This window comes from Gottfriedia endophytica, from assembly GCF_017814275.1.
Classification (GTDB): Bacteria; Bacillota; Bacilli; order Bacillales; family Bacillaceae_G; genus Gottfriedia; species Gottfriedia endophytica.
In genome coordinates this window covers 25534-37899 of the sequence record NZ_JAGIYQ010000003.1, presented here as the reverse complement: position 1 = coordinate 37899, position 12366 = coordinate 25534, and the positions used below count along the sequence as shown (strand labels likewise).

Here is a 12366-nt window from a genome sequence, read left to right as displayed (position 1 = left end):
CCTTTCAAGACACTATTAAAGCGCCTTTTTATATGCATTAATCCTATATGCTATTAAAAACTAAAAAAATAGGTGCATATTTTAAAAATATTTTTGAAGCCTATCCATATTTGTCCATACCACTTGTCAAATAATGCATAGTTATAAAATAGTAATGTTATGTCAATAACGAAAACAAGAAAGAATTACTTACTAAATCTGTATGTAAAGACGAAATGTCCTTATCACAACTTTTCATGCATGGTGAAATGAAATACATTCTTTTCAGTTTACATTTAAATGGTAACTGGAGGTTACTATATGTCTCAAAAACACCGAATGAAACTATTCAAAGAACAGCCTCGTGCTTTTATTATTGGTTCTATTGAAAAAATGAATACAGAATGGATCTTTTTTGATGAGGAAACAGATGAAGCTTTTTTACTTGAAGAAATAGTTAGTGAAGAATGCGAAATAGAGCTAGATGAAGAATGGTTTCCCGTACTTCATCAAAAGGGAGAATTTACAGTTTCTCACCCAACAAGAAAAAAATTAGAAAATGGTGATACGATCCGCATTCACCAAAAATTACTTTACAGTTTCGAATTGTTACTAAAGAGCTTAAGTGACGAATCATTTTTTACTCTCGCTCATTTATTAAATAGTCATTCATTTTCTTTTTATGACTGCCTTTATTGTCACAACTTTTTAGCATTCCAATCTGAGCAAAATCCTGCAGAAGGAGTTAATTTTCTAGTATTTGATAACAATGATATGGTTTGTTCTGTCTATCATTTATTCCGGATCACTCCAGAAGGACAAAACCACCGATTTGAGTTAACAGAAGCAACAGGTAAGAGATATTTATTGACTCAACTTTCTTAAAAAAATAAACCAACCTATTTAGTAGGCTGGTTTATTTTTTATTATTTTCCAAAAAGTTGGATACCCATTGGTAAACGGAATCCTAAATATAGAAGCGTTAAAAATAATAGTCCAAAAATTACTGCAGGAACTAACATTTTGCGGCCTTTTTTTGATGAAATTGTAAAAAATTCAAAAATCCCAAGCATAATGATACCAGCAGTCATTTTGATATTATATAACATCATCAAATTAGTTGGCATATTTGCCTTTGGAATTTCGATAAAAACATATAAACCCGTTCCAAGAATAGCAAAATAAATTAAACGTAAAATCATATGTGGTACTTTTACATTCTTTCCTCTACTATATCCGTGTCCAACAAACAACGCTAATAAAACACCAATAATCCAGCTTGCAATATGTAAATGAAGCACTGTATTAACCATCTTTTTCCTCCTAAATCATATTTAGTCAATCATATCATACCATAAATTTTTACAATCCTCATAAAAATATGCTTATTCCATTTAAAATGTTACAATATTCAGTGAGATCAAAAAGGGGGAAATTACTCATGCTACAAACTAAATCAATCATCGAACAAACAGAAGCGTTTGGTGCAAAAAACTATCATCCACTACCAATCGTAATTACGAAAGCAGAAGGAGCTTGGGTAGAAGATCCAGAAGGAAATCGTTACTTAGATTTATTAAGCGCTTACTCAGCTGTAAATCAAGGGCATCGTCATCCAAAAATTATTTCTGCTCTTAAAGAACAAGCTGATAAAGTTACATTAACTTCTCGTGCTTTCCATAGTGATAACTTAGGACCTTGGTACGAAAAGGTTGCTAAATTAACAAATAAAGAAATGATTCTTCCAATGAATAGTGGTGCTGAAGCCGTTGAAACTGCTTTAAAAACTGCTAGAAGATGGGCTTATGATGTGAAAAAAGTAGAAGACAATTGTGCAGAAATTATTGTTTGTGAAAATAATTTCCACGGTCGTACACTTGGAGCAATTTCATTATCTTCAACTGATGAGTATAAACGTGGTTTCGGACCATTATTATCAAATATAAAAATTATACCATATGGTGATTTTGAAGCACTTAAAGCTGCTATTACACCTAATACTGCTGCATTTTTACTTGAACCAATTCAAGGAGAAGCAGGAATTATCATCCCTAAAGAAGGTTTTCTAAAAGCTGCTTCTGAGCTTTGTAAGAAAGAAAATGTTCTATTTATTGCAGATGAAATCCAAACTGGTTTAGGTAGAACTGGGAAATTATTTGCTTGTGATTGGGAAGAAGTGATTCCTGATATGTATATTCTAGGAAAAGCACTTGGCGGTGGGGTATTCCCTATTTCATGTGTTGCTGCAAACCGTGAAATATTAGAAGTATTCGAGCCAGGTTCTCATGGTTCTACATTTGGTGGAAATCCATTAGCATGTGCAGTTTCTATCGCATCTTTAGATGTTTTAGAAGATGAAGGCTTAGTCAATCGTTCAAATGAACTTGGAAATTATTTAATGAATGAATTATCAACACTTCTATCTCTTCCAGTGGTTAAAGAAATCCGTGGTCGTGGATTATTTGTTGGAATCGAGTTATCAGAGCATGCACGCTCATATTGCGAAAAACTAAAAGAATTAGGTGTTCTTTGTAAAGAGACACATGATTATGTCATTCGCATTGCACCACCTCTAATCATTTCAAAAGAAGATTTAGATCTTGCAATCGAAAAAATCAAATCTGTATTTTAATTAAATGAGCGATTAGATTCTCCCTCTTTTGGTAGGATCTAATCTTTTTTTAATTAGGCACTTTTCTAAAAGATTGTTGCTACCCGAGATTTGTAACTTTAAAGACAGAAGTTGATTCGGGCGGAAGGTGCGAGACTCCTGGGGTATAGCGGGAAGACTTAACCCAGTAGGCTTGCCGAGGAGGCTACCTCACGCCACGCGGAAAGGAAGCATCCTGGAGTTGTAATCAACTATCGTATTCTAAAATAGTAACAATGTATACGAAAGCAACTTTTTTTTAAGTAAAAAGGTTGGTACTCATTTCAAAACTATATGACTTAAAACCTATTTATTTTATTACAATGTAAAGGTTGTTACAAAATTAAAAACTTTGTAATATTTTGTAACTTCAACACTTCTTTTAGCGAAAGCCTTCTCATTTACAAATGATTTTGTATAATAACAATACATACATCGAGACACGTAGACATATTCTCCTATTTCTGAACAAAGTTGGTGACTATTTTGTTATTACTTGTAATAGAAAAAAAACGTGCCCTTATGGTATATTATGCAAGCCGATATGGATTTACAGATAAAAAGACAATTCTATGTAGCCAAGAATTGGACAAGCTCATCAATATGATTCTATTATCATCTTCTAAACAAATAAATGAACGTGCTCTCAGGTGAACAAAAGTAGTCGAGATTGACTAATTTGTCCACCTGTTTTTTTCATTCTAAATAATATGCTACTTCTGTTGTAAAGCACCAAATAGGGCGAATAGGCATATATTAAGTATCATCAAAAAAAAAGGATGTTTAAAATGCCTGCAAGTGTTGGATTCATTAATATCGTAAGTGTTGGTACTGGGAGTGTTATTAATATTGGGGATACTTATACAATTGCACCACGAAGTGAAGCCAAGACTTTTGCGGGTGCTGGTTCTTTCAACACCGGTAACGGATTAACAGTCTATAATAATAAAAGTATTTCCAATGTAAATGATTCTGATCAATTCGATCAAAATATTGCTGGAACGTTTTGAATATAACAGAAAGAAAAGCTATTCTAAATTAACTTAGATTTATTCGTGACGCTTGCAAAGAAAGAAGGCGATCATCTTGAATATTTATATACACCAAAATATTACGATTCAACAATTAAAATTAGGGAACTTAACAAATTCATCTGTTTTCCAAATCGGAAGTGCTGGAAGTATAAAAGCTCAATCCTTGACTAAAAACACTGGTGGCTTTACAGAGCCCGCTCCACCTATCATAGAAGCAGGTCAAGAGATTTCAACGCCTGAAACTAGTGAGGACTAAATAGAGATACCCTCACTTCTTAGGAGGTTTAAATATGGACCCTACAATTTCATCACAAATTTATTATCTTCAACAACTTGCTCAAGAGCAGTCTATTTTACTTACTGCTTTACAAGAACGAATAGTGCAATTAGAAAAAGAAGTATCTGAATTAAAAAAACGCCCTCAAACTGTCTTCGAAAAAGTTGAATATAAATTCGATCAATTGAAGGTTGAACGCCTGGAAGGTACGTTAAATATTGGATTAAATCCTTTACAAGCTCCTTCAATTGATGATTTCACAGTAGAAAATCAATCAATTCTAGTCCAGAAGCAACCTCAATTTGATGAGTTAAGACAGTACATTACAGATCGAATTCAGAAGCATTTAAAAGAAGATGCATGGTCACAAATTAGGGGTATTGAAGAATCAACTAGAAGCCATGTGGATGACTATTATAGACAAATGATGATTGATGACATTCGAAATCAAATGGAAACAAGAATCCCTTACTATATTAGTCAATTTGAAGACCACCCTGACTTCTCTGTCAATCCTTCACTGTTTAAAGAAGAAATCATTCAAAAAATGCTTCAAGATATTAATCAAGCATTTGTTGCTTTTCTTCACAATTTACCGGAAAACATTAGAAAGGGGAACAACTAATGAAATTTAACGTTACAAATCATCAGCTATGTGTCAACGATATCCATTTATTGAGTGTTACATCATCCTCTTTAGTCTTAATTGGAGATGCATGTAACATCTTGCTTTCTTCAGAATTTGATACGCCACCTGAAGCGTTAATCGCTGGTCCATTTGTTCCATTAGCAGTAATATAATGGCCACATGTTTAAGAAATCTCAATCGTTTATCGGTTGTGCAATGTATTGATTTCACGATTGTTATTATTGGTAGTGTTGTTCAAATTGGTGATGCTTTCTCACTATCGGCTGATGCAAAAGTTCTTGCTTATCAAAAAAATGTTGCGGACTTTGTCCAATCAGATATTGAAAAAATATATGCTTCATTTTACTCTCATGTACCAGCCATGCCAGACTTAACAGATAATATTCAAGTAACTTTTAACAATCCGGAACCAGTAATATCTGTAAACTCTATTTCTGGTCTTGCCATTTCAAACTCAGGGGTACTTATGGTTGGGTCGATCAACAGTGTGTCGAATATCGTTCGAAACAAACATTTTCGTGATTTTAGTCAGGAAGAAAAACCTGATACTTCTATTTTAGATTACATTTGAAAGGAGGTTACGATATGCCTACTTTTGTTGGAGCAATTTTTATACCAGCTAATGAAAATAGTATTATTGCAACAGGAGATTTAAATAATATCTCACCCAAAACAGCTTCTAAAACTTATAACGGTTCTGGAGGGAGCAACACCGGATTATTTCCTGTAACGATAAATGGTGCTAGTGCTACAAATACATTAGACGCTGATGTTGCAGATCAAGACAACATCGCTACATTGTAAGAAATGCGAAAGTGCCTTGTTTACCTCCGACAGACATTGGAGCAAATAGCAAGTGAAGGGTGCTTTTTCCCTTCACTTGCTATTTGTGAAATGGCCGAGGAGGTAGGCACTGTAGCTGGACAGTAAGAAAAGTGGAGAAGACTTGTTTAGCTCTGAAAGGCATTGGAGGAAATACCATGGGAAGGGTGCTTTTTCCCTTCACTTGCTATTAGTGAAATGGCCGAGGAGGTAGGTACTGTAGTTGGACAGTAAAAGTGGAGAAAATTTGTTTAGCTCGGATATTCAAACTTATAGATCACTAGAATTACATTTAGTATCAAACATCATGACTCTATTTAAATAAAAAAGAACAGGGCTATCTCAAAAGTAACATTGAGATAGCTCCTTTCTTGGAAATTAAACTAAATATTTTTTTCCTTAGAAAACTCTAATCAACCAAATGATGATGCAAATGAATATCCCCAAAATAATTTTGGTTATAAATATATGTTTTTTTATTTTTCATTTGAATAATATTATCCTCTTTCATTTGCTTCAACACATGAGAAACAGTTTCACGAGACGTACTGGAGAAGTTTGATATGTCTTTTGCAGTTAATGGACAATCAATAATAATTTCATTCCCTTTTTTGGACCCTAGGTTTTCAGCTAAGTATTTGACTGATTGAATGACTCTTTCACTCGCAATCTGATTTGATAATTTTTGAACCCTACACTCTTGTAATCTAAGAAGGCGTGTCAAACTTTTTGTTATATAAACCATAGCTTTAGGGTTATCACTTAATAGTTTTTCTAAAACATCCACATTAATATAAAAGACTGTTGCATCTGTTACGGCTTCGCATGTATATTGATAATATTCATCTTGAAATATACCTGCAAATGGGAACATTAAGTAAGGCTTGATATAATCATAGTACGTATAACAATCATTTAGATCACTCTTCTCAATGCGTACGTAACCCTTTTCTAAAAAATAAATCCTTTTACGTGAATCACCGTCCATAAATAGAACTTGTCCTTTTTTATATTGCTTCCGATGAAAATTACTAATAACCTCTTCTAGTTCTGTATTATCTAATATCGAAAGTAATTCATAGTCCTTTAAGTCTTTTTTTATGGTATTTAGCATCGTATAACTCCTTACCGAAAGCTACTATTTAGATTTTTCAATCTAATTCTACCATTTTAAAAATCTTAAAAAAACTCTAGAACGATGAAAGGTTTGTCTATATTATGAACAAGTAGATTAAACATCACTTCAAGCACTAATGACAGTTCCTGTTCTTCCTTCAACTGCAACATTTGCCTTATCTAGAGATGTGATAATAACCTTTCGACCTGGTTTAGATTTAGCAAAAGTAATGGCAGCTTCTATTTTTGGTAACATACTACCAGGTGCAAAATGCTTCTCTTTAATATATTCTTCAGCTTCTTCTACTGACAACTCACTTAACCACTGTTCATTGTCCTTCCCATAATTAATTGCTACTTTTTCTACCGCAGTTAAAATTAATAGAGTCTCCGCATCAACTAATTCTGCTAGTTTTTCAGAAGCAAAATCTTTATCAATTACTGCCTCTACACCTTCAAGATGTGATCCACAGATTGTTACAGGAATGCCACCTCCACCTGTAGCGACTACTACAACTTGTTGATTTAATAGGGAATTTATAACGTTTTTCTCTATTATATTAATTGGTTTAGGTGAAGCAACAACTCTCCTAAACCCACGACCTGCATCTTCCACCATTGTATAGCCTTTTTCTTCTTGTAATTTATCCGCTTCTTCTTTTGTATAAAATGATCCAATCGGTTTTGTAGGATTTTGAAATGCTTGATCCTCTTTATCTACTTGTACTTGAGTTAAGATTGTAACTGTTTCTTTCTCAATACCTTGTTGTTTAAATACCTCATATAATGCACTTTGTAACCAATATCCAATCATTCCTTGACTCATTGCACCACAAGTATCTAACGGCATTGCGGGAAGTTTTTCACATTGAGAAATTTGATTTTGTAAAATGATATTTCCTACTTGGGGACCGTTACCATGTGCAAGGACAATCTCATATCCATTACGAATAATAGAAACTAATTGTTCTGCAGTATGATAACAAGCTTCACGTTGTTCCGCTGCTGTCGAACCATTTCCTAATTGAATTGCATTTCCACCTAACGCAATAACCATTCTATTTCCCATTTTACTTCTCTCCTATTTCATTCTTTAAATTTTAATGCTTCCTGAAATAAGTGCATAAAGTGCATAGATAGCTGCAGCTCCTATACCAATCGCAATATAGATTTCTTTCTTCGTAAGGAATGTTCCTTCAGCGTGTTCTTTTTGTACCTTACGATAAATATAAATCCCTGGTGCATAGAGTATGGAAGTTAACAGTAAATAATCTAAGCCCGCTGCATAAACTAACCACACACCATAGATACTGGCTATGAAACCAATTGCAACCATTTTTTTATGATCATTATCCTTCGTTTGTAACGAATATTTAAACTGATAAAATGCTGAGAACAAGTAAGGAATTAATATTGCTGATGATGCTAAAGAAAATGCAAATGTATAAGCTGCATCTGAAATGACTAATGTAATTAAAAATAATTGAACTAAACTATTTGTAACCCATAATGAGATGACTGGCGCTTTATGTTTATTTTCTTTCGCAAAAATCTTTGGATACAATCCATCTTTCGCTGCAAGAAATGGGATTTCAGCTGCTAATAATGTCCATCCTAACCAAGCTCCTAATACAGAAATTACTAGACCTCCATTAATTAAGATTGCTCCCCATTTACCAACGATCGCTTCAAGTACATAAGCCATAGTTGGGTTCGGCAATTTGGCTACATCTGGTCGCGCTAAAATTCCTATAGATGCAAATGAGATTAATACATAAATAACTAATGTTCCTAATAACCCCATGATTGTTGCTTTACCAACATCCGATTTATTTTTTGCTCGGCTTGAAAAAACAACCGCACCTTCTACTCCAGTAAATATCCAAATTGTTACAAGCATAGTATTTTTTACTTGACCACCAATGACTTTCCATGAAAAGTCACTACCATTTGTTCCCCAAAAATCAAGCACAAACGTTTTCCATTTGAAAGCAAAAATTGCGACAACGATAAAAACAAAGATTGGAACTAACTTTGCAATTGTTGTCACTAAATTAACAAGAGTTGCACCTTGTACCCCCCTTAAAATTAGCGCATGCACTAACCAAAGTAGAATACTGGCACCAATGATTGATGCAATATTTTGTCCACCTTTAAAAATTGGAAAGAAATATCCTAACGATGAAAATAGAAGAGTCGCATAAGCAACATTGCCAAGCCAAGCTGCTAACCAATATCCCCATGCACTATTAAACCCCATAAAATTTCCAAAGCCCGCTCTTGCGTAACTATAAACTCCTCCTTCTAGATCTGGACGTTTACTCGTTAAATTTTGGAAAGATAAAGCCAATGCAATAATACCGATTGCGGTAATAATCCAACCGATTAAGATTGCACCTGCACTAGCATTTCTAGCCATATCACCTGCTAAGTTAAATGCACCTCCACCAATCATCGATCCAACTACCATCGCAATTAATGTAAAGAGACCTAATTTCTTTTCCTCTTTCAACTCGACCACCTCTATCTGGCGATTTAGAATGGAAAGGAGGGACATCCCCTCCTTTACTTGTTTACTTATTTAACACAATGTTGCAGCCATGACCGCCTTAATTGTATGCATACGATTTTCAGCTTGATCAAACACTTTTGAATGCATACCTCGGAACACCTCATCAGTAACTTCCATTGCATCTAAACCAAATTCCTCATAAATCTCTCTACCTACTTTTGTATCTAAATCATGGAAGGCAGGTAAGCAATGTAAGAAAATAACATTACCATTCTCTGTTTTTTCAATCATTTCCATATTTACTTGATATGGTTTTAATAGTCTAATGCGCTCTGCAAACAGATCTTCTTCCCCCATAGAAACCCAAACATCTGTATAAATGACATCTGCATTTTTTACTGCTTCATCTATACTTTCTGTAATTGTAATTTTTGCATTTGTTTCCTTAGAAATTTCGTTTGCGATTAAGACAATTTCCTCGTGAGGGAACAATTCTTTTGGTGAACAAATTCTGACATCCATTCCCATTTTTGCTCCGCCAACTAATAGACTATTGGCAACATTATTTCTACCATCACCAACATACACAAGTTTGATTCCTTCTAAGTATCCAAAATTCTCCTTAATTGTTAGGAAGTCAGCAAGCATTTGTGTTGGATGCCAAAGATCTGTTAACCCATTCCATACAGGAACACCTGAATGCTCAGCTAATTGTTCAACAATTTCTTGAGAAAATCCTCGAAATTCAATTCCATTAAACATCCGGCCTAATACTTTCGCTGTATCTTCGACGGATTCTTTTTTACCGAACTGAATATCATTTTTACCTAAGTACTCTGGGTGTGCGCCAAGATCTGTACAAGCAACAGTGAATGCACATCTAGTACGAGTAGATGGTTTTTCAAATAATAATGCAATATTTTTTCCTCTTAAGTAACGGTGAGAAACATTTCTTCTTTTTAAGTCTTTAAATTCGGCTGCTAAATCAATTAAATATAAAATCTCACTTGGTAAAAAGTCTTTATCTGCTAAAAAGCTTCGTCCAACTAAATGTGTTGATGTCATATTTATCATATTTATCATCCCTTTTTATTTTTTGGTGTTTTCGTAAACTTTGTTACTATTTAACAATGTGACAAGTTGATTTCCTCTCCATGTTGCTCGCATTCTGAGGGGCGGACGTTAAGTCCTGTTCCTTTTCCCTTGTCTCTTGTCCCCTGTTTTTAAAGATCCTCACGATAAATTGGCATACTCATGCAACGGGGACCCCCACGGCCACGAGATAATTCCGAACTTGGGATTTCAATTACCTCGATGCCATGTTGACGTAGCAATTCATTCGATACGAAGTTTCTGTCATAAGTCACTACTACGCCTGGAGCAATTGCAAGTGTATTTGATCCGTCATTCCACTGTTCACGAGAAGCAGCAATTTGGTCTCCACCGCCACATGGTATTAAGACAATCTCTTCTAAATCAAGTACTTCCATTAATACCTCTTTGAGATTGTTTCGTTCCGTAATTTGGACCGCCCCATCACTACCATTTTCTAAAATGTAAATTCTCATCGTCCCATGTTTACCTAGAATTTCTGGATGAATCGTAAATTTATTAAAGTCAACCATTGTAAATACAGTATCAAGGTGCATGAACGCACGACATTTAGGAATCTCAATCGCTACCACTTTTTTTATCGTACTGTTATTTTCAAAGAGATTCACTGCAAGCTTTTCAATTGCCTGAGCAGTCGATCTGTCAGAAATTCCTATCGCAATCGTTTCTTTACTTAAGATTAATTGATCTCCACCTTCAATCGAAAAATTATAATCCCGGTCAATCCAAACTGGAATATCATGTCCTACAAAACGTGGATGATGGTTAATAATATATTTCATAAAAAGCGATTCTCTTTTACGGGCTGTTCGTTTCATTGGATTGATCGTTACTCCGTTCCCAATTGATGCAGCCGGATCACGTGTGAAATATAAGTTTGGCATTGGATCGATATAGAATGGATAAAAATCTTCAGTTAACTCATATAAATGAGTTTTTTGGTTAGATGGAATTTCTGATTTCAAAATTCCACTCATCACTTTATCTACTAATTGTTGATTGGTCATTTCCAATAAATAATTCTTTAACTGATTAAAGGCACCATTAATGTTTGCCTTACTCGCTATCAGCATCTCTTCAACAAATTGTTCACGAATTTCTGGAGTATGTAATGCTTCACAAACCAACGTTTCTAAATAAAGAACTTCAACTCCACGATTTCTTAAAGCATTCGCAAAATAATCATGCTCTTTTTGAATAGTTGGCAAATAAGGAATATCATCAAACAATAATCTCTCCAAGAAGTCGGGTGTTAAATTCTCAACTTCTTTGCCAGGCCGTTTTAATAAAACAGTTTTCAATTCACCGATTTCTGATGTAACATTGATTGGGTGTTTCATTCTTCTCACCTCGAAGTTTGTTTGTTTGTATAACCTATTACACTTGTAAGTATAGAATTAATACGGTAAATGCATTGTGAAACAATTCACATAATTAATGTGAAAGTTTACTAGATTAAAGATTTATTTCATCACACCACTTTTGTGAAAACGCTCACATTTTTATGATAAATAATATAAAACTTTAATAAAAAAACCACAGAGAAAATTAATCTTTGTGGTTTAACTTTATTACTATCCTACTTTAGACTGTTTTCGTAAACTTTATTGCCATTTTAGAATGCGTTAGTTGATTACAACTCCAGGTTGCTCCCTTTCCGTGGGGCGTGAGCTGAGCCTCCTCGTCGCTATCGCTCCTGCGGGGTCTCAGCCATCCCGCTATTCCCACAGGAGTCTCGCACCTTCCATTGTAATCAACTTTTGTCTTTAAAATTATAAATCTCAAAACTACAATCTTCTAGAAAAGAGCCTTCTTAAAAAAAAATTAGTTCTTCTTCCATTCCCTTTTCAGTCAGACATTCTTAAAAAAATATTCTTCAAATCTACCGAAAAGGCAGTAATAAGAAAATGCATACTACTGTTCAAAGAATTGGAAGAACAAACAAGGTGTTTGATTGGAAGGACATAATCTATATGCCATAAAAAAGTGCTAAAAAGCTCCTTAGCACTTTTTTATTTATTATCGTATCTTTTGAGAAAGTGTTTACCTATAATGGCAAGCATCATTAATACAAAATAAACCATTGTAATTTCCCATGAATAATTAACATTTTTCCCAAAAAATAAGCTTAAAATAAATAGCATAATCGAACCAATTAAACTTATCACGAACGACCTTAGATATACATTTTCAATCTTCATATATTCCTCTACT

At 34.1% G+C, this 12366-nt stretch carries 16 protein-coding genes; 9 read left to right on the top strand and 7 right to left on the bottom strand.

All coding sequences use genetic code 11. From position 1 onward, the window contains the following. Positions 1–300 precede the first annotated feature (300 nt). Positions 301–864 (top strand): DUF2777 family protein, encoded by a 564-nt coding sequence (locus J5Y03_RS05115; protein ID WP_209403241.1) that lies wholly within the window; start codon positions 301–303, stop codon positions 862–864. 41 nt (positions 865–905) lie between these two features. On the opposite strand, the gene J5Y03_RS05110 is transcribed toward J5Y03_RS05115, so the two are convergent. Continuing rightward, positions 906–1292, bottom strand: coding sequence for a DUF1516 family protein (locus tag J5Y03_RS05110; RefSeq protein WP_209403238.1), 387 nt, complete (start codon positions 1290–1292; stop codon positions 906–908). Positions 1293–1420: 128 nt separating this feature from the next. Between J5Y03_RS05110 and J5Y03_RS05105 the strand changes: the two genes are divergently transcribed. The 8 genes from J5Y03_RS05105 (at position 1421) to J5Y03_RS05070 (ending at position 5393) form a co-directional block, all read left to right on the top strand. Continuing rightward, positions 1421–2611, top strand: coding sequence for an ornithine--oxo-acid transaminase (locus tag J5Y03_RS05105; RefSeq protein WP_209403236.1), 1191 nt, complete (start codon positions 1421–1423; stop codon positions 2609–2611). Positions 2612–3115: 504 nt separating this feature from the next. Next, positions 3116–3283, top strand: a complete 168-nt coding sequence (locus tag J5Y03_RS05100; protein WP_209403234.1) for an aspartyl-phosphate phosphatase Spo0E family protein — start codon at positions 3116–3118, stop codon at positions 3281–3283. Positions 3284–3417: 134 nt separating this feature from the next. Further along, positions 3418–3639 (top strand): spore germination protein, encoded by a 222-nt coding sequence (locus J5Y03_RS05095; protein ID WP_209403233.1) that lies wholly within the window; start codon positions 3418–3420, stop codon positions 3637–3639. Positions 3640–3715: 76 nt separating this feature from the next. Then, positions 3716–3919, top strand: coding sequence for a spore germination protein GerPB (locus tag J5Y03_RS05090; protein WP_209403231.1), 204 nt, complete (start codon positions 3716–3718; stop codon positions 3917–3919). Positions 3920–3953: 34 nt separating this feature from the next. Beyond that, on the top strand, positions 3954–4565 hold the full coding sequence (gene gerPC / locus J5Y03_RS05085; protein ID WP_209403229.1) for a spore germination protein GerPC: 612 nt from the start codon (positions 3954–3956) through the stop codon (positions 4563–4565). Continuing rightward, complete coding sequence (locus J5Y03_RS05080) at positions 4565–4741, top strand: spore gernimation protein GerPD (protein ID WP_209403227.1); 177 nt, start codon at positions 4565–4567, stop codon at positions 4739–4741. The genes gerPC and J5Y03_RS05080 overlap by 1 nt, the downstream gene beginning before the upstream one ends. Next, positions 4741–5160: a spore germination protein GerPE gene (locus J5Y03_RS05075; protein WP_209403225.1), complete on the top strand. Its 420-nt coding sequence runs from the start codon at positions 4741–4743 to the stop codon at positions 5158–5160. Before J5Y03_RS05080 ends, J5Y03_RS05075 begins: the two co-directional genes overlap by 1 nt. Positions 5161–5174: 14 nt before the next feature. Next, on the top strand, positions 5175–5393 hold the full coding sequence (locus J5Y03_RS05070) for a spore germination protein (RefSeq protein WP_209403223.1): 219 nt from the start codon (positions 5175–5177) through the stop codon (positions 5391–5393). 427 nt (positions 5394–5820) lie between these two features. On the opposite strand, the gene J5Y03_RS05065 is transcribed toward J5Y03_RS05070, so the two are convergent. The 6 genes from J5Y03_RS05065 to J5Y03_RS05040 form a co-directional block, all read right to left on the bottom strand. Beyond that, positions 5821–6525, bottom strand: coding sequence for a Crp/Fnr family transcriptional regulator (locus J5Y03_RS05065; protein WP_209403221.1), 705 nt, complete (start codon positions 6523–6525; stop codon positions 5821–5823). A gap of 129 nt (positions 6526–6654) precedes the next feature. Further along, on the bottom strand, positions 6655–7596 hold the full coding sequence (arcC, locus tag J5Y03_RS05060) for a carbamate kinase (protein WP_209403219.1): 942 nt from the start codon (positions 7594–7596) through the stop codon (positions 6655–6657). Positions 7597–7620: 24 nt separating this feature from the next. Continuing rightward, on the bottom strand, positions 7621–9039 hold the full coding sequence (arcD, locus tag J5Y03_RS05055) for an arginine-ornithine antiporter (protein ID WP_209403217.1): 1419 nt from the start codon (positions 9037–9039) through the stop codon (positions 7621–7623). Positions 9040–9108: 69 nt separating this feature from the next. Beyond that, the gene (gene argF, locus J5Y03_RS05050; protein WP_407648408.1) at positions 9109–10104 is read right to left on the bottom strand and encodes an ornithine carbamoyltransferase; all 996 of its coding nucleotides are present in this window, start codon (positions 10102–10104) and stop codon (positions 9109–9111) included. A gap of 158 nt (positions 10105–10262) precedes the next feature. Next, the gene (gene arcA / locus J5Y03_RS05045; RefSeq protein WP_209403215.1) at positions 10263–11492 is read right to left on the bottom strand and encodes an arginine deiminase; all 1230 of its coding nucleotides are present in this window, start codon (positions 11490–11492) and stop codon (positions 10263–10265) included. Positions 11493–12164: 672 nt separating this feature from the next. Further along, positions 12165–12353 carry a hypothetical protein gene (locus J5Y03_RS05040; RefSeq protein ID WP_209403213.1) on the bottom strand — a complete coding sequence of 63 codons (189 nt, stop codon included), beginning with the start codon at positions 12351–12353 and terminating at the stop codon, positions 12165–12167. Positions 12354–12366: the final 13 nt, after the last annotated feature.